Here is an 18790-nt window from a genome sequence, read left to right as displayed (position 1 = left end):
AAATAGGATAAGTTCAAATGCAATTATATCTAACCCTTTCTCCGATAAAATTAGCTAAACGCCTAACGATGGGAGTAGGATTTTTTACTTTTACCAGTATTCTGATACAAATTGGTCGGTTTGGATTTAACTATCGAAAAGATTGGACAGCGATGTTTAATGTTGATCGAGAGATGAATTTACCCACTTGGTTTAGTGCGTTTATGTTGGCGTTTTGTGCTTGGTTATTGGGGGCGATCGCCTCGGCAAAACAAGCTGAACTTGAACAACAAAACTCCTTAACTGATCCCAATGATAATTCTTCGGTAAAATATCGTTATTTCCAACAATGGAAATGGTTATCGATTATTTTTTGGTTATTAGCTCTTGATGAAGTAGCTACCATTCATGAAATTTTAATTATTCCTGATGTTGCTAAAGGGTTGAATTTACCTCCCTTTTTACGTTCGATGTGGGTAATTCCGGGAATAATTTTAGTAATAGTTTTTCTGCGTAAATATTGGAAGTTTTGGTTACATCTTCCTAGAAAAACCCGTTATCACTTTATTTTAGCTGCCTGTTTATATATTGGCGGAGCGTTATTCATGGAAATGGTCGGGAGCGTTGTGGCGTTTTATAACCATCAACAAAGTCTAATTTATTCATTAGTAGCCATTGTCGAGGAAATCATGGAAATGATGGGAGTAATTGTGTTTATGTATGGATTGTTAGTTTATATTCGAGAATGGCAAGAAAAGATTAATCTTGAGATTAAAATTTTGCCACAATAGGCTATATAATAAAAGGATATGATCTAAGTAGGAGAATAATATGGTTATGCAAGTGAAACCACTCCTCTATTCTCCAGAGGAGTATTTTAAACTCGAAGAAACCGCAGAATTTAAACATGAATATCGAGACGGAAACATTATTCCTATGACGGGAGGTACGACGAATCATAATCAAATTGCTGGAAACGCTTACTTTCAAATCAAATTAGGATTAAGAGGTCAAAAATATAGATTATTTATTGGGGATGTCCACCTATGGATGCCTGATTATCGGTTATATACCTATCCCGATTTAATGGTAATTAAAGGGGATGTTATTTATCACGAAAATCGCACGGATACGGTTTTAAATCCCTTAGTCATTGTGGAAGTTTTATCTCAATCAACGGGAAGTTACGATCGCGGGGATAAATTTAAGTATTATCGTTCCATTTCTGAATTTCAAGAATATATTTTAATCGATCAATATCAATATTCCGTTGAACAATTTGTAAAAACAGAAACGGGAAAATGGCAAGTTAATTTTTATGAGTCGGCGGATTCTGTTTTAACATTGAGTACGATTGATTTTTCCATCAATTTAACCGATCTCTATGAACAAGTGAATTTTGAAACCTCAGAAGCATAAAATTCTAACGTCACATATTCCGTTTCAACTGTTCTAATTCTTCGTCCATTTCCCATTGTTTGAATTTTGCTTCCAAGGAATCATTAAAAGAATTAGAACTACCATAGGATTTACTCTGATTCCAACCCTGGGTTTCCCTAGAATTTTGAGAGTTTTGTTGCGCTTTCGATTTCGCGCGGTTAGCTTCCACTTCTGCGGCTTTGAGTTTAACTTCTTTGTGACGTTGTTGAACTTGATAATAGACTTCTTTAGATTTTTGAATCCGTTCTTTCACCCCTTGCATCTGTCCCCAAAGTTGATTCCCCTGACGCAAAAATCCCGCTTCCCGTTCTTGAGCCGCCGCTACTAAATCTAAACGATTAGCCACCTGTGCTTTTTGCACCCATTTATGCCATTTCTGGACATCCTGAGCCACTTCTAAAATTTCCGCTTGCAGCTTTTTTTCCTCTCGGTTCAACTCAGCAATTAACCTTAAGGTATCCTCCTCCTGTTCCCGTAATTGTTCTTCTAAAGCCTGCAATTCTAAATGGGGATTCTCCTTGAGAAACTCCTCTAACCGAGTCTCCAGAAATCGACTAAAATCTTCAAATAAACCCATAATTAAACATTAAATATAAGAGAACAGTAGAGACGTGCCACGGCGCGTCTCTCTCCCAAGATTAACTGGAGTAACCCATTTAGAATTGTTGTCCCACAAAGATTGTTCGCACTTCTCCATTCCGACGAATCACAGCCTCCTGGTTCACCACTTCCACCAGTGACCAACCACTCGCGCCAATAGTTTCACCCACATAGATCCGACGGGCTACCCCATTAATTTCAAACAGAGCCGCGGAACGATCACCCAATTCCAGAATTCCCACTAAGGTATGGGCCGTTATCGGGGCAGGGTTTGCTGCCGTTGGCTGTTGTGCGGGTGTTTCCGTCACCGCAGGTGAGGGGGGTAATGGCATCCCTTCCGTGACTCCCCCCCGAACTTGAGGAGTTGGGGGAGTGACTTGGGTTGGTGTTGCGGGTTTGGGTTGGGTTGTCGGTTTAGGGGCTGTTGCGGGGACAGAACTCGAACCCCGGCCACCGGGAACCGTAACCGGAGCAGGGGGTGGGGTTTGTTGTCCCTTGGCCAAGCTGTTCATCACCTGTTGAGACAGAGAGGCGGTTTGATTTGAGGCATCCTGGATCGCCCCGGCCACTCGGTTAATGGCGGCGACGAGGTTATTGGTATCCACCACGGGAGCCACGGTCGCCACGGGGGGAGTCCCAGGAACGGGCAGGGTCGGTAAGGGGGCGTTCGCCACGGGAGGGGGTAATAGGGGCAAACCTAGCCCTGTTTGTTGATTCTGTTGTTCAATATTGGTTAGCGATCGCTCAATATAATTGGAAAATTGAATATCCGCTTTTGTCTTGGCATCTAATACGGGTTCGGGGGACACCGCCACAGGTTCCGGGGCAAATAAACGCCCCAAACCTCCCCGGGTGGCTAACCATAATAATAGGGTGATAAATAACGATGAAAACGCCGCAATTAATAGAATCCGATCCAAGGAGGGAGAGGACTTTTTAACACTCGCATCGCGTAATTTGTCTGGGTCTTCTTCCTCCTGCCGTGGCATTGGAGGTAAAATAATTTGAGGGACTTTAATCGATTTGAGGGAGACAAATTCTGGTTTTACGGCTTCTTTGGGCAGCCGTGGTTCCCCTTGGATCACGCGATCAACATCGGAAAAAATGTCATCCATCAGTTCATCGGCATAGGCTTCTACCGATATCGGTGCTTTGGCGATCGGAACTTCTGAGAATTCTAATCGGGTTTTATTCATTGTTTCTTGAGGCATTGATCGCTCCTTGTATCCGTAAATCGTTAACCTCGATTTATTGATGATACAGCTATTTTATTGATATTTTTATATCATTTGTGGCGTGGAATCTGATCTCTATTGACAAGAAATTTTAGACAAATTTTAGAATAACTGAAAATCCCAACGAGTCTATCACATAATTTTAAATTTGTCAACACCTATCAGATAGAGGTGTCTGATTATGGAAAACTCTTGAGAAACCAATTGTTTTTTAGGCGATCGCTACAAGATTATTTTTTAAAATAGCTACAAAAATACTTTTCTAGGCTTTAAATATAACAGTCTGCGAAGCGTCAACCCCATTCGGCGACCATCCTAAAAAGGTGGCGTGGTGAGGAATCCCCGTCCGTTTACGGCGGGGCGGATGTCAATATCTTAAAATAAAAACCTTAAATCATCGTACTCGGAAAGTGATAAAAGAGGGATATATTGGGGAATGTGGACAGAAATTGGGTGTCTGAAGAAGTCTTGATTAGATTCCCCAGATACCCGGTTTCTTGATTAACGGGTTAATTCAATGGTTTGTGGGGCATCCAGATCGACCTTTTTTGGCGTAAATGTCGATCCTGTATGAGCTCCATCGCAATGGGGATAATTTTTAGATTGACCGCAGGTACACAGCCAATGGGTTCCAGCAGGTAAAGTGACCGTAACGGGGGTTTTCTCTGAGTTCGGGTTCATAGTAGTGTTCTCCAAGTTGAATCTTGCTCAATAGTTCTAACTAGAACTGTATGAATACAGAATAACATAGCCCGACGAGAAATGACAAGAGAAAATCTAAATTTTTGGCAAAAATCCTAGAAAACCTGACGAAGACGATTAAGTAAAACCCTTAGTAGTTCTAGTTCTGAGGCTTCAAGCTGTTCAAACCGTTGTTTGAGTTGGGCAATATGTTGAGGAAATACCCGTTCAAAAGTGGCTTCTCCCTCTGGAGTGAGCTTAACAATAACAGTTCGACGATTATCTGATGGGACTTCCCGCAGCACGAGATTTTTTTTCTCCAGGCGGTCAATCACCCCGGTCAAAGTTCCTTTTGTAATTAAAGTTTTCTCTCCAATTTCTCCCATACTCAAACCCGAGGTGTTTCCCAGAGTGGCAATGACATCAAACTGGGAGTGGGTTAGGTTATATTGTCGAATCAGAGTTTCATCATAATTATAAAAGGCTTGATAGGTGCGTACCAGTTCCCGCATGGTTTTCAGGAAGGGTTCATTGGTGGCGGTTTTAGAGGAATAGCTGGAAGAATCGAACATTTCTGGATTAATAAGACAGACTATCCTAATTAGAATATCTCATATTTGATCGGGAATTTTGAACACAACTCAAATAGGATTGCTATATATATTCCTATTGATTTTTAAAAGATCTCTAAAAAATTACTCCGAGATGCTTTATCAGTTGCCAGTCATGTTCTCAAAAACAAAGCTGATATTAGGGTTTAAATCATTATCAATTAGTCAATTATTGCTCCAGGAAATTCTGGGAGTGATTGTAAAGTTTTAACAGAATCTAATATTTTCCTTAAATTTTTGATCATTGACCCAATTTCAGGAGTTTTGGTGTTTATATATTCTCAGGTTGTGGGATAATTCATTCCGATGTTGAATTGCTGGAACGACCGCATCCATGAGTTTAGGAGGGAATACCAATGAAAATTATAAAAACTCAAACCCTATCAGGGCCTAATTATTGGAGTATTGATGTTCACAATCTGATTATTATTCATCTTGATTTAGAAAAAGATAATCGCTACACCCATGAAATTCCCGATTTCTCCGATGGACTTTGTGAAATTTTACCCCATTTAACTCAACCAAAATATCAAGATTTCCTGACAAAGCTAAAAACAGGAATTTTGATCAGTGATGTCATTCTACAAATTGTCCTAGAATTGCAAAGATTAGCCGGAATGCCCGTGGATTTTGGCTGTACTCGTGGGAGTTCTCAACCCGGAATCCATAGAGTGATCTTTCAATATAAAATCCCGGAAGCGGGACGCTATGTGGCTAGGGCTGCTGTCAGATTATGCCATCGTTTAATTGATCATGGATTTTACCCTGAAACCGAACTGCGACACGATTTAGAAGACTTACAAGAAATTTTCTTAGGAGCTCAACTTGGCCCGACAACGGAGGCAATTGTTCAAGAAGCCGAAGCCCGTGGAATTCCCTGGAAAGAATTACCTGCCCGCCATGTAATTCAACTCGGTTATGGCAAAAAACAACGGCGAATTCAAGCCTCCCAAACCGACGGCACCAGTATTTTAGGTATTGAATTTGCTGGAGATAAGGAAGGTACTAAAACCCTCCTGGATGCGGCCCGTTTACCCGTACCCAAAGGAACCGTTATTGATAGTTTAGATGATTTAGAAAAAGCTATTGATGATATTGGTGGATTTCCCATTGTTTTAAAACCCCTAGACGGGAATCATGGTAGGGGCATTACCCTGGATATTCAAACTTGGAATGAGGCAGAAATAGCCTACAAAATGGCTAAAGTTGAGTCAAAAATCGGCACTATCATTGTTGAACGATACTATAAAGGAAATGATTATCGGGTATTAGTTGTGGGTGGAAAAGTAGTAGCGGTGGCGCAACGAATTCCAGCCCATGTTATGGGAGATGGGCGTTCAAATTTAGTAGAATTAGTGGAAGATACAAACCGTGATCCCCGTCGAGGTAGTGGTCACGAAAATATGTTAACTCGGATTGAAATTGATCGCCACAGTATTGATATTTTAAAACAACAGGGCTATCGCTTAGAAAGTATTCCCAGAAAAGGAGAAATTTGTTATCTCAAAGCAACTGCTAATTTAAGTACGGGTGGAATTGCTATTGATAAAACCGATGAAATTCACCCGGAAAATATTTGGATTGCTGAACGTGCAGCCCAAATTATTGGCTTAGATATTGCCGGAATTGATATTACCGCCCCCGATATTAGTCGCCCCCTGCGAGAAGTGGACGGGGTGATTGTGGAAGTTAACGCCGCCCCCGGGTTGCGGATGCACATTCACCCCAATCAAGGTAAACCCCGAAACGTGGCGGTTCCGATTGTGGATATGCTGTATCCCCCCGGAACTCCCAGTCAGATTCCGATTACCGCCATTACCGGAACTAATGGTAAAACCACAACCACCCGTTTAATCGCTCATATCTTTAAAGAAACTAAAAAAGTTGTAGGTTTTACCACTACTGATGGTACTTATATCGGAGACTTTTTGGCGGAAGCCGGAGATAATACCGGGCCTCAAAGTGCTGCCTTAATTTTAAGTGATCCCACCGTGGAAGTAGCAGTATTAGAAGCGGCTCGGGGGGGGATTCTCCGCTCAGGATTGGGGTTTGGTCGCTGTGATGTGGGGGTGGTGTTGAATGTTTCCGAAGACCATCTAGGGTTACAGGATATTAACACCGTGGAGGAGATGGCAGAGGTGAAAAGCGTTGTGGCAAAGGCGGCTAGTGAATATGCGGTATTAAATGCCGATGATCCTTTAGTGGTGGCTATGGCATCACAGTTAAAAGCGAAAATTGCTTATTTTTCACTGAATGCTGATAACCCAATTGTGAGTGAACACGTTGCTCAGGGGGGAGTAGCTGCGATTTATGAATCGGGTTATTTATCCTTTTTAAAAGCAGACCAAATGATTCGGGTGGAACAGATGGCGAATGTTCCCCTCACCTTACGGGGGTTAGCTCCGTTTATGATTGCTAATGCCCTCGCCGCCAGTTTAGCCGCCTATATCCAGGGAGTGACCATTGAGGAGATTAGTCAGGGGTTACGGACATTTCAAATGTCGGTGGAACAAACCCCTGGACGGATGAATTTAATTCCTTACCAGTCTTTCCATATTCTACTCGATTATGCCCATAACCGTGCCAGTTTTCAAGCAATTCTGGAATTTGTTCGCAATTGGCCCGACGGTAAACGCATTGGGGTGGTCTGCGCGCCCGGAGACCGTCGCCCAGAAGATTTTATCGAATTAGGACGATTAGCAGCCCAAATGTTCGAGCGGATTATTATTAAGGAAGATGAGGATAACCGCGGATCTCAACGGGGAGAAGTCGCTAAATATATTGAGATCGGAGTTAAGCAGGAAAATCCCGATTTTGACTATGAGATTATTCTCGAAGAAGCAACAGCGATTAAAACTGCTCTCAGGGAAGCGACCCCTGGTAGTTTGGTGGTGATTTTCCCCGAAGGAGTGAAGCAAGTTCTGGCTCTACTCCAGTCAATACCTGAGAATTAAAAGCGGTGCGTTGGCGTCAGCCCCGCGTGATTCTGCGCGTCCTCGCTCGCTGAAATCTATATCAATTCCCCCATTCCCCATTCCCCAAAAATGAAATTGAAGACAATTCCTGATAAAATGTTATAAAACTTAAAATTATTCACAACTCAAATTAGCGGGAGGGCAACATGGCATTATTTGGTTTGTTTGGCAAAAAAGGGAATTCTGAGTCCGGTGAAAAAACCGGAAGTGGTTTCTATCTCGAAGGTAATGTAGCCCAAGGTATGGGAGATATTGACAGATTCAAGGATTTACCTCCGGTGAAAAAAACCTTCCCCGTTGAAGTTGAAGCCCCTAAATCTACAACAGCAAAGGCACAGAATAATAGTTCAACAGTTTCTGATACTGTTGCTGAGGAATCATCCAGTAAGACTGAACGCCGTCGTGCGGATAAGAGCATGGATATGTATCGGAATCTTGCCCGGGAAATCAAGAAACCGTAACCTCCAGCCACCAGCAATTTAACTTTGAATAGGGTTTAGAACTTGTCTCCAGTTATAGTTCTAAACCCTATTTTAGTTTTATGGGAGAGAAATCTCCCCTAGATCAGTGTAATAATCGATACAAATAATAGATCAATAAGTTTAGACAATTGACATATAGGGAATCAGGATTAGTCTTTGTTTAGTTAATTCAAGGATGTAACCAATATGTTATCAAGTGAGGAACGGTTAGCTATGATTAAGCTTAATGATTATTTTAATCTCGATGAAATTCATGCTGTTCAAAATATTAGTGCGGCGGTAATTAATCTGAGTGGTCGTCAACGAATGTTATCCCAACGAATTGCTTTATTTTGTTTGCGGTTAGTCAATCATAAAAATTTAGCAGAAAGAGAGCAAGTTATCACGATTTTACAAGAGAATCTCCGAAGTTTTGAAGAATCTCATCAAATGTTGATCTTTGGTCAGTTTAATCACAGTTTACAATCTAATTTATCCTCTGCCATTCATAAAATATATTATCTACCTCCCTATAACTTAGATCAACAGGTTAGGAATTATATTGCTGCGGTTAAATCCCTTTTAAGTACGCCAGATCAGGAGTTGGAACTGGATAATTTAGATATGAAATTGATTATGATAGCAGCTTCGGGTAAATTATTAGATGCCTTAGATGCTGTTGTAAGTCAATATCAGTTTGAAAGTGAGGTAGAGCAATTAGAATTAGAAAAACAACAAATTTTATTATATAAAAAAAGCTGTGAAACCACGGCGATCGCCTATGCTCAAGCCCAAAAACTCTCTCATACCTTAAAACAACTCAAGGAAACACAAGCGCAGATGTTTCATCAGGAAAAAATGGCTTCTTTGGGTCAACTGATTGCCAGTTTAGCCCATGAAATTAATAATCCTGTTAACTGTATTTATGGAAATATCAATTGTATTGATAACTATATTCAAGATTTAATTTACATCCTGCAACTGTATCAAAAACAATGTCCTCAACCCATTGCAGAAATTCAAGCCTATATGCAAGGGGTGAGTTTGGAATTTCTAATTGAGGATTTACCTGAAGTTTTTAATTCCGTCAAAATATCTGCGGATCGAATTTTTGAAATTGCCCGATCCCTGAGAAATTTTTCGCGTAAAGATGAATTAACAATAAAACCAATTAATTTACATGAAGGGTTAGAAAGTACGTTATTAATTTTAAAAAGTCGTTTAAAAGAAAAATCTAATCGCCCGCAAATTATCATTCAAAAAGACTATGGGAATTTGCCTTTAGTTGAATGTTATAGTGGCAAAATCAATCAAGTGTTTATGAATCTTTTAGGTAATGCTATTGATGCTTTAGAAGAAGCGACACAAAAATGGGAAAATGGTCAGGAAACTCCTATAATTCATATTAAAACAGAGGTGATCCAACCCGATAGAGTTAGGGTGAAAATTACCGATAATGGGTTAGGAATGGATACGGATGTAAAAATGAGGCTATTTGAACAGTTTTTTACAACAAAAGCCATCGGAAAAGGTACGGGACTCGGACTATTTATTAGCCGTGAAATTGTTGAAGATTATCACGAAGGAATGCTATCATTTCAATCTGAATTTGGCAAAGGAACCGAATTTATGATTACAATTCCGATTCAATTTAGTTCCTCAGCATCCCTAAATTGTTGCTTAGATTCTATGACCTGTTCTTAACTGAAATAGATATAATTGTTTAACGGATTGGCGATCGCCCAATTCCGCGACGTGGGTTTTGGGTTGACCGATGATCGGCTAAAGAAATCACCGGGGCTTGATTTTCTTCTCTAGCTACCCGAATTAATAACCCAGCTAAAGCTAAACTAGCAATCATGGAACTTCCCCCATAACTAAATAGGGGTAAAGGTAAACCTGTAGTTGGTAAAACGCCCGTTGCTACCGCAATATTTAATAAAGATTGTCCTACCATCACCACCATCACTCCCACCGCTACTAATTGATGTTCAATTTGTCTGGCTTTCATCGCCACTCGTAGGGCTAGGGTGGCATAAATTGTTAACAATAATAACAGTAATATTCCCCCAATAAAGCCAAATTCTTCCGCATAAACCGAGAAAATAAAATCACTATATTGAATCGGTAAATAATATAATTTTTGGTGAGATAATCCTAATCCCGTTCCCCAAAATCCACCGGAACCCACCGCCAAAAGACTTTGAACTAACTGATATCCGTCTCCCATCGGATCAGACCAAGGATTTAAAAAAGATAAAATTCGTCGTCTTTGATATTCTTTAATAGTAACACTTAAAATAGCTAAAAATATCCCACCTAAAGCCGTTCCTCCTAAATAGGAAAAAGGCAGTCCCGCCGCTAAAGCAACTAACCAAAGAGTCATCCCACAAAGGGCGGTGGTACTGAGGTTTGGTTGGGTAAGAATAGATAATAAAACTATCCCAAAAATTCCTAACCAAATTAACCGAATTTGCCAATTTAAACGATACCAATTGGCAAAAAAACGAGCGCTTTGTAAGACTAAAAACGGCTTCATTAACTCCGAAGGTTGAATCGGAATTGGCCCAATTGAAATCCAGCGTGTGGCTCCATTAATAGTAGTTCCTAACCCGGGAACTAAAGTCAGAAATAATAGTCCCAGAACAATTAAAACCCCCCATTGGGCAATTTTCAACCAAAATCTCAGGGAAGATTGAACAATAAAACTAAATCCGACTAATCCTACGGCTGTCCAAATTAATTGACGTTTAAAATAATATAATCCATCTCCGGTGTTCGCGTAGGCAATGGGATAGGAAGCGGAAAACATCACAATTAAGCCCACAAATAACCAGAGAAAGGTTATCCAGTGTAACCATCGGGCTTCCACTGACCAATGGGTTACAGAAGATTCCAAAAAGGGGAAAATTTTCCTTAAGTTCATCTCAAAAGTATAACCGTAATAATTAACAATTAACAATTAACAATTATTAATTATTAATTATTAATTGTTAATTATTAATTAAAAAGGTAGGTCTAGCCCACCTTTTTAATCAGATTAAATTCCGATTTAACCTAATAACGCTTTCGCTTTAGCCAAAACATTATCAACGGTGTAACCGAATTTCTCCATCAACACACCACCCGGAGCAGATGCCCCAAAGGTTTCAATGCTGATGGTGTCACCTTCGCTTCCGGTGTAACGTTGCCAACCGAAACTACAACCCGCTTCCACCGCCAGGCGTTTGGTCACAGCTTTAGGTAACACAGATTCTTTGTAAGCAGCATCTTGTTCTTCAAACAGTTCCCAACAAGGCATAGAAACCACCCGAACTTTTGTCCCTTGATGGGTTAATTTTTCGGCAGCTTCCACACACAGAGAGACTTCGCTTCCAGTTCCGATCAGAATTAAATCGGGAGTTCCGTTACTGTCGGACAGAATATAGGCCCCTTTGCTGACCGCATCGATAGAGCTACCGTTTAAATTCGGTAACGCTTGACGAGTTAAAGCCAACAAAGTCGGACGATGACGGTTTTCCACCGCGATTTTATACGCACCAGAGGTTTCGTTACCATCAGCCGGACGCATTACCAACAAGTTAGGAATCACCCGCAAGGAGGCAATGGTTTCCACAGGTTGGTGAGTGGGGCCATCTTCCCCAAGGGCGATCGAGTCATGGGTCATCACATAGATCACACCGACTTCCGATAACGCCGATAAACGAATCGCTGCCCGCATATAGTCAGCAAAGACTAAGAAGGTAGCACAATAGGGAATTAATCCCGAACCGTGCAAGCCAATCCCATTACAAATTGCCCCCATTCCGTGTTCCCGAACACCGAAACGCAGGTTACGATTTTGATATTGTCCTTTTTGGAAATTACCAAAACCCTTGATCTCCGTTAAGTTTGAGTGGGTTAAGTCCGCCGAACCCCCAATTAATTCAGGAATAGCCGGAGCTAAGGCATTCAGACAGCCTTCAGAATATTGACGAGTGGCTTTACCTTTTTCTGCGGGTGTGAATGTTGGTAGGGATTTTTCCCAACCTTCGGGGAGTATTCCACTAGTGCGGCGTTCAAATTCCGCGGCTTCTTGGGGATATTTGGCTTTATAATCTTCCCAAGTTTTATTCCATTCGGTTTCCAGATTAGCCCCGCGTTCAACAGCTTTGCGGGTATGGGCTAAGGCATCTTCAGGAATTTCAAAGGGTTCATAGTTCCAACCCAGGTTTTTCCGAGTCGCGGCAACTTCATCCGTACCCAAGGCAGCACCGTGAACTCCGGCGGTATTTTGTTTATTAGGAGAACCGTAACCAATGATGGTGGTGACTTTAATGAAAGTGGGTTTATCTGTGACAGCCTTGGCTTGAGCAATGGCGTCAGCGATGCCATCTAAATCTGTATTCCCATTTTCAACGTGCAGAACGTGCCAGCCGTAGGCCTCGAACCGTTTGCTCACATCTTCAGTAAAGGAAATCTCGGTATTTCCATCAATGGAAATATGGTTATCGTCATAAAGGGCAATTAATTTACCCAGTCCCAGGTGTCCAGCTAAGGAACAGGCTTCACCAGAAACCCCTTCCATGTTGCAACCGTCACCCAGGATCACATAGGTATAGTGGTCTACCAGTGTAGAATCAGGTTTATTGAAGGTCGCCGCCATGTGAGCTTCAGCCATCGCTAACCCAACGCCATTGGCAATCCCTTGACCCAAGGGGCCAGTTGTGACTTCCACACCCAAGGTTTCAAAGTTCTCCGGGTGACCGGGAGTCACAGAACCCCACTGACGGAATTGTTTAATATCATCTAAAGTGACGCTATCATATCCCGTTAAATAAAGGAGGGCATACTGCAACATACAGCCATGACCTGCGGACAGGACGAAGCGATCGCGGTTATACCATTTAGGATTTTTGGGATTGAACCGCAGAAACCGATCCCACAACACAAAGGCCATCGGCGCGGCACCCATGGGAAGTCCGGGGTGGCCGGATTTAGCTTTTTCTACCGCATCAATAGCTAGGAAGCGAATCGAATTAATGCAAAGTTCTTCAAGTGATTGGGCTGCAACAACCATAATTATGTTATCTGTAGACTTTAGTGAGTGCGTGAGCGCGGATTGTATAGAATAGATTCTATGCCATAAGTCGCTCTGGAATTACCATTAGACCGCACCACAATCATCTCACCACTTGGGACACGCAAGCAACCCAATTCTTAATTTTCTGTCAAAGTTGATCATTTAGCTAACGCATAAGAGGTGAATTTTGTCAATACATCGACCCGTTAATTGTCATGCTCTCCCAAAAACTCTGACGTTGCAGTGGCAACAAACCGCTTAATTTTTGTCAATCTCCCAGGATTTTTCAGGGTTTCGACTATTATTTTTGTCCATCGTCACAACAATCCTCTGGGAGAGTTTTTTCTAGCATGGCTCAAAGCCTTCGGTTTCCTCAAGTAATTGCAATCTATTTTCAATAAAAAATTCGATTTTTCTCTAATTCTTTTAAAATTCAAAACAAATAGATATTATTTGTCGGTTTTATTGATTAAATATTATCAAATTATCCAGCAAATAAGGTTTCTGAAAAAAGTCAGAAGTTAAAACAGAAACCCTATTTCTTTCAGCTAGGTGTTTGATGTTCTTTTTGTTTCTTCTGTAAATTGTGCCTGATTTCTTTGATCTCCCCTTTCCCGAATTCTTTTAAAAATGTTGCTCAATTAATCCTGAAATTTTGTGCGGTTCAACTTTACTATAATGGGTTTTATCGGGTAACATCACAATATTAGGGCCAGACTTACATTTTTTCAGACATCCTGTTTTTTGAATAGTCACTTGATCTTCTAATCCCCTTTGTACTAACTCTTTTTCTAAGATTGCACAAACCCGATCTCCCCCCCGTTTTCGACAATCTGATTTTTGACAAACTAAGATTTTTGCGGGTTTAACAGTAATAACTAAAGGGTCGCTTAAAGGAATTTCGCCGTCTTGATGAATTTGAGAATTAAAAGCAACTGATGGGGTTAGAGTTGATATCGGTTTTGAACTCGAAAGCACCCGCGTAGCTTTCAGCTTAATTTTTCCGGTTTTAAAATCTTGTTTTTTCTGACCTGTAACCTTTACTTGATAACCCGGGGCTAAATCAGAAATCCCGATAATTCTGGCTTGTTTGGAAATTTTAATTAACAATAATCCCAAAGAAGTCATCAGGGTAATTACTTTAGGTTTTCCATCTTTAATCCCAACATTTTGAATCGTCCCGGTGAGATTGAATTCCATATTTAATGAATGGGTTGACATGATTGAACTCTATTTTGAATCATGAGGACAAACCAGCCCACGGATCAAGCCCTAGACTCTGATCGGTGAACCTATGTTGACCAGGATACCTCAAATAAAAATTATTCTCAATAGGTTAAAGGAAATTTTTCTAAAAAGAGGGCGAGAAGACCTCGCCCCTAAAGTTTTTTAATGTTCAAACTATTGAGACAACTGATTTAGACTTGCTATAGATTAATGACCATTAACAATAATCCGATGGTTAAAAAAAGAAATGCACCCTGAACTAAACTAGCAATTAATCTTGAATAAAACTGTTGATTTTAATTTAACTTCCGACCCGACAAACATAGACTAACATATCTTGAGTTGCTTGACTTTGGGGAGAATAAGTGGTATCATATTTCAGGACGTACCAAGTATTGTTATTACAGTTAGCCGCCGCCTGAAGGGTTTCATTACCGATACTGTAAACAAATCTGATTCCTTCTCGGGCTGAAGAAATACTATCCGCATCAACATAAATTTCTTCTCCAGTTGTTGCTTTCCCAATATATACCCAATTCTCGGCCCAGGCTGGATAAACAGCAGTAACTAGGCTGACCATTGCACCCATTAGAACACCGACCATGGATTTCTTCACGATTCTTCCTCTATAGATGAGTTTCGTTACAGATTAGCCGAGAATTGGAGATGGTGGGATAAAACTTTAGATAAAGTTAATCTTTTTATATATCAACTCGATACGGGGTTAGACATCAATGTTTCGACTTCTAACTTCTGTTTATCAATTAAATACAGTTGATCTAATTGTGTCCAAACTTCCTGCAATAAAGCATCTAAACCCATTCCAGCCACGGCGGAAATCATAAAAATAGGGCTTTGATTTAACTCTTGCAATTGAGAGGCAAGGGCTTGAATTTCTGAACTTTCAGTATCAACCGCATCCACTTTATTAAAAGCCACAATTTGAGGACGTTCTCCTAATCCTCTGCCATAGGCTTTCAATTCCTCTTGAATCGTATGATAATTGCCAATGGGGTCACTATCGGTAATATCAATTAAATGTAATAAAACCCGAGTTCGTTCAATATGTCGCAGGAATTCGTGACCTAGCCCCGCCCCTAAATGGGCACCTTCAATTAACCCCGGAATATCAGCAAAAACCGTCCCGTCGCCCGTGGGTTTTCTGACCACTCCCAAGTTAGGAATTAAGGTGGTAAACGGATAATCGGCAATTTTAGGACGGGCGGCGGATAAGGCAGAAATTAAGGTGGATTTTCCGGCATTAGGTAAACCAATAATTCCGACTTCTGCTAATAATTTTAATTCTAATCTTAACCGTCGGTTTTCCCCTTCTAATCCAGGTAAAGCATATTCGGGGGCGCGATTTCGGTTACTTAAAAAATATTTATTTCCTAAACCTCCTTTCCCTCCAGCTGCGACACAAAATTGTTGATTTTTTTCGATTAAATCCCCTAATATTTCATCGGTATTAGCATCATAAACCACTGTTCCCAAGGGCACTTCAATTATACAATCCTCTCCCTGTGCCCCGGTCATGTTTTTCGGGCCGCCTCGCTTGCCATCATCGGCTTTAAATTTATGGTTATAGCGAAAATCTAAGAGGGTTTGGAGGTTTTCCACCGCGACTAATATAACCGAACCGCCTTTCCCGCCATTGCCTCCGGCTGGCCCCCCGGCGGGAACATATTTTTCTCGTCGAAAAGCAACGACTCCATCGCCTCCTTTTCCGGCTTCGACTTCAACTTCAACCTGATCAATAAATTGCATTTTATTTTATTGTATTTGAGATGAGTAAGATATTTGAGTCTCCCATTATTCCTTAAAAAATGGGGAGTTTTACCTCCCTCCTGTTCCCCCCTTATTAAGGGGGTTAGGGGGGATCTGAACCATTGCTAAAAATATTGATTTTTAGCTCCGATTTGCCTGGAAATAATAATAAGTTGCCATCGGAACTACCGTCGCCACGATTAACAAGACCACAACTATAATTGTAGCACTGGCATCGTCAGTTTCTTCGGCGGATTTAAAGGTGCTTTCCACACTAATATTATCTTGTTCTATGGGGGGGCCGGGATCGGGTTCTCCCGATAAAACAGTAGAGATGCGATCGCTCGCTGCAATAAACGCCTCATTATATTTATCGCCTTTGCGAAGCGGATATTTTAGGGTTTTTTCCACCACACTTTCCGCTATTTCATCGGTTAATAAGGATTTAGTTTTTTCTCCGGTTTGGATCGCGGCATTATTGGTGAGTAAATCCAAAACTAATAGGGTTTGATTAGTTGCAACTTCAGGAGTCGGATACCATTTTTGAAAGACTTTTTCACTAAAAGTTTCAATGGTTTCTCCATAATCTAAACGGCGAATAGTTAAAAACCGAACTTCATATCCGGTTTTTTTAGCTAACTCAGATAAGCTATTATTTAAACGTCCTTCCGTACTGCGGCTAAGAACGCCATCGAGTTCCACAACCCAGGTTTGATCACCGGAGGATACGGTGGGAACTTGATAAACTCCCGTGGCTAAAGCAGGAGTTGCTGAAAATCCTAGGATTACTGTTAAAATCAGGGAAATTACGAATCCTGGTAATAAATTTCCCCGATTTAATATTGTTTTAAGCTGTTGTATCATGGTCAAAATTGATGATATAAGTACAGTCTTGGGTGATATTAACTATACAAGATCCTGGGGGTAAGTTGGCGGTTGAGCGGTTGACGATTAAGACGGGTGAAAAATCCTATTTGCCAAAACCCAGATCCCTAACCTATTGTCAATGCCACCGCAACCATGAACAATGAACTTAGAACTGATCTCTCCCCTATCACCTTATGCCAAGTTTGTTTGATGTTGAACATCTGAGGGTCGCCTATCCTCACTCCCGATCTCCTCAAATTTGGGCGGTGGATGATGTCTGCTTTTCCCTACAACCGGGAGAACGTCTGGGACTGGTGGGGGAGTCCGGTTGCGGAAAATCCACCATTGGCCGGGCGGTGATGCGGTTGTTACCCACCACCAGCGCAATTGAAGGACAGGTGCGGTTTGAAGGACAACCAGTGTTTGGGATGGATGAAAAACGGTTGCAAAAGTTTCGCGGGGAGGCGGTGGCGCTGGTTTTTCAAGACCCCATGACTCGCCTTGACCCGTTGATGACTATTGGTGATCATTGTTTAGAAACTCTCAAAGCCCATCGCCCTCAATTATCCAATTCCCAAGCTAAAAATAAGGCTTTAGAAGTATTAGAATCGGTAAAAATTCCTGCTAACCGATGGTCACAATATCCCCATGAATTTAGTGGGGGAATGCGTCAAAGAGTTGCGATCGCTTTAGCTTTATTACTTGACCCGAAATTAATTGTAGCTGATGAACCGACCACCAGTTTAGATGTGACGGTTTCGGCTCAAATTTTACAGGAGTTAACTCGACTGTGTGAACAACGGGGAACGGCTATTTTATTAATTTCCCATGATTTAGCCATGGTGGGGGAATATTGCGATCGAATTGCGGTGATGTACCAAGGGAAAATGGTGGAAATGGGATCATCAGAAACGGTGTTTCAAAATCCCCAACATCCCTATACTCAATCCTTATTAAAGTCGGCTTTACATTTACAGGATATTGAAAATAAAGCGGTTAATCCTGGCTTGGAAACAAGTACATCTGCGACTAAACCCTTATTATCAATTAAAAATTTACAACAATATTATACCCTAGAACCCGGATTTATTCAACAACTTTTTTCTAAGCAAAAAACGTCTGTTATTAAGGCGGTGGATGGGATTAATTTAGAATTATATCCTGGGGAAATATTGGGTTTAGTGGGAGAATCCGGTTGTGGCAAAAGTACCCTCTCCCGAACAATTTTACAACTGATTCGGGCGACCCATGGGAGTGTAGAATTTTTGGGTACAGATTTAACTCAATTATCCTCTGAACAGGTGCGAAAATATCGCCGTCAAATGCAGATGGTATTTCAAGATCCCAATGCTTGTTTGAATCCGATGATGACGGTGGGAGAAAGTATTGCTGATCCGCTTTTTATTCATAAATTAGCAACTCCAGAGGAAGCAAAAACCCAAGTTTTAGCCATGTTAGAAAGGGTGGGATTAACACCAGCAATGGAATATTATCAACGGTATGGGGGGGAATTATCGGGGGGACAACAACAACGGGTAGCGATCGCTAGAGCTTTAATGACCCGTCCTCAATTATTGATTTGTGATGAACCTGTAAGTATGTTAGATGCGAGTATTCAAGCCCAAGTTTTAGATTTAATGTTAGAATTAAAAGCAGAATTTAATTTAACCTATTTGTTTATTACCCATGATTTATGGGTGGCTCGGTTTTTATGCGATCGGATTGCGGTCATGAATGGTGGTAAAATTGTTGAATTAGGAGAAACAGAATCCATATTTACTAATCCCCAACATCCCTACACCCAAACCCTATTATCTGCTATTCCTTCCCTCGCCAAAACAATACAATAATCATTTGTAGTGAGGCGTTTACGCCTCTATTCTAT

General features: G+C 41.1%; 16 protein-coding genes. 6 read left to right on the top strand and 10 right to left on the bottom strand.

The window, feature by feature from the left end; genetic code table 11:
* Positions 1 to 17 precede the first annotated feature (17 nt).
* Together PL11201_RS05405 and PL11201_RS05400 are read left to right on the top strand one after the other, a co-directional pair.
* Positions 18 to 770 carry a hypothetical protein gene (locus PL11201_RS05405; protein WP_079677582.1) on the top strand — a complete coding sequence of 251 codons (753 nt, stop codon included), beginning with the start codon at positions 18 to 20 and terminating at the stop codon, positions 768 to 770.
* A 46-nt stretch (positions 771 to 816) separates the two neighbouring features.
* Complete coding sequence (locus tag PL11201_RS05400; protein WP_079677968.1) at positions 817 to 1398, top strand: Uma2 family endonuclease; 582 nt, start codon at positions 817 to 819, stop codon at positions 1396 to 1398.
* A gap of 10 nt (positions 1399 to 1408) precedes the next feature.
* Here the strand turns inward: PL11201_RS05400 and PL11201_RS05395 are convergent, their stop codons facing one another.
* The 4 genes from PL11201_RS05395 to PL11201_RS05380 form a co-directional block, all read right to left on the bottom strand.
* A complete protein-coding gene (locus PL11201_RS05395; protein ID WP_079677581.1) occupies positions 1409 to 1996 on the bottom strand; it encodes a TIGR04376 family protein in 588 nt (195 codons plus the stop codon).
* A gap of 79 nt (positions 1997 to 2075) precedes the next feature.
* The gene (locus tag PL11201_RS05390; protein WP_079677580.1) at positions 2076 to 3230 is read right to left on the bottom strand and encodes a hypothetical protein; all 1155 of its coding nucleotides are present in this window, start codon (positions 3228 to 3230) and stop codon (positions 2076 to 2078) included.
* 525 nt (positions 3231 to 3755) lie between these two features.
* Positions 3756 to 3935, bottom strand: coding sequence for a CDGSH iron-sulfur domain-containing protein (locus PL11201_RS05385; protein WP_079677579.1), 180 nt, complete (start codon positions 3933 to 3935; stop codon positions 3756 to 3758).
* A gap of 116 nt (positions 3936 to 4051) precedes the next feature.
* Complete coding sequence (locus PL11201_RS05380; RefSeq protein ID WP_079677578.1) at positions 4052 to 4507, bottom strand: MarR family winged helix-turn-helix transcriptional regulator; 456 nt, start codon at positions 4505 to 4507, stop codon at positions 4052 to 4054.
* A 395-nt stretch (positions 4508 to 4902) separates the two neighbouring features.
* Here PL11201_RS05380 and cphA point away from each other — a divergent pair, with 395 nt between their 5' ends.
* The 3 genes from cphA (at position 4903) to PL11201_RS05365 (ending at position 9686) form a co-directional block, all read left to right on the top strand.
* Positions 4903 to 7500 (top strand): cyanophycin synthetase, encoded by a 2598-nt coding sequence (gene cphA, locus PL11201_RS05375; RefSeq protein ID WP_079677577.1) that lies wholly within the window; start codon positions 4903 to 4905, stop codon positions 7498 to 7500.
* A 167-nt stretch (positions 7501 to 7667) separates the two neighbouring features.
* Positions 7668 to 7982 (top strand): hypothetical protein, encoded by a 315-nt coding sequence (locus PL11201_RS05370; RefSeq protein WP_079677576.1) that lies wholly within the window; start codon positions 7668 to 7670, stop codon positions 7980 to 7982.
* A 207-nt stretch (positions 7983 to 8189) separates the two neighbouring features.
* A complete protein-coding gene (locus tag PL11201_RS05365) occupies positions 8190 to 9686 on the top strand; it encodes an ATP-binding protein (protein WP_234996615.1) in 1497 nt (498 codons plus the stop codon).
* 19 nt (positions 9687 to 9705) lie between these two features.
* Here PL11201_RS05365 and ftsW read toward each other — a convergent pair whose 3' ends face one another.
* The 6 genes from ftsW to psb32 form a co-directional block, all read right to left on the bottom strand.
* Positions 9706 to 10908 carry a putative lipid II flippase FtsW gene (ftsW, locus tag PL11201_RS05360; RefSeq protein WP_079677575.1) on the bottom strand — a complete coding sequence of 401 codons (1203 nt, stop codon included), beginning with the start codon at positions 10906 to 10908 and terminating at the stop codon, positions 9706 to 9708.
* A gap of 126 nt (positions 10909 to 11034) precedes the next feature.
* A complete protein-coding gene (tkt, locus tag PL11201_RS05355; RefSeq protein WP_079677574.1) occupies positions 11035 to 13041 on the bottom strand; it encodes a transketolase in 2007 nt (668 codons plus the stop codon).
* 627 nt (positions 13042 to 13668) lie between these two features.
* A complete protein-coding gene (locus tag PL11201_RS05350; protein WP_234996614.1) occupies positions 13669 to 14265 on the bottom strand; it encodes a (2Fe-2S) ferredoxin domain-containing protein in 597 nt (198 codons plus the stop codon).
* A 307-nt stretch (positions 14266 to 14572) separates the two neighbouring features.
* Positions 14573 to 14875 (bottom strand): hypothetical protein, encoded by a 303-nt coding sequence (locus PL11201_RS05345; RefSeq protein WP_079677573.1) that lies wholly within the window; start codon positions 14873 to 14875, stop codon positions 14573 to 14575.
* 104 nt (positions 14876 to 14979) lie between these two features.
* A complete protein-coding gene (obgE, locus tag PL11201_RS05340) occupies positions 14980 to 16038 on the bottom strand; it encodes a GTPase ObgE (protein ID WP_079677572.1) in 1059 nt (352 codons plus the stop codon).
* A 141-nt stretch (positions 16039 to 16179) separates the two neighbouring features.
* The gene (gene psb32, locus PL11201_RS05335; RefSeq protein ID WP_079677571.1) at positions 16180 to 16902 is read right to left on the bottom strand and encodes a photosystem II repair protein Psb32; all 723 of its coding nucleotides are present in this window, start codon (positions 16900 to 16902) and stop codon (positions 16180 to 16182) included.
* A 197-nt stretch (positions 16903 to 17099) separates the two neighbouring features.
* Between psb32 and PL11201_RS05330 the strand changes: the two genes are divergently transcribed.
* Positions 17100 to 18755: an ABC transporter ATP-binding protein gene (locus PL11201_RS05330; protein ID WP_079677570.1), complete on the top strand. Its 1656-nt coding sequence runs from the start codon at positions 17100 to 17102 to the stop codon at positions 18753 to 18755.
* Positions 18756 to 18790 lie beyond the last annotated feature (35 nt).

It is taken from the genome of Planktothrix sp. PCC 11201, from assembly GCF_900009135.1.
In the GTDB taxonomy this organism is placed as follows: domain Bacteria; phylum Cyanobacteriota; class Cyanobacteriia; order Cyanobacteriales; family Microcoleaceae; genus Planktothrix.
The sequence above is the reverse complement of the archived record's forward strand: the minus strand, read 5'-3'. Positions and strand labels throughout refer to the sequence as shown.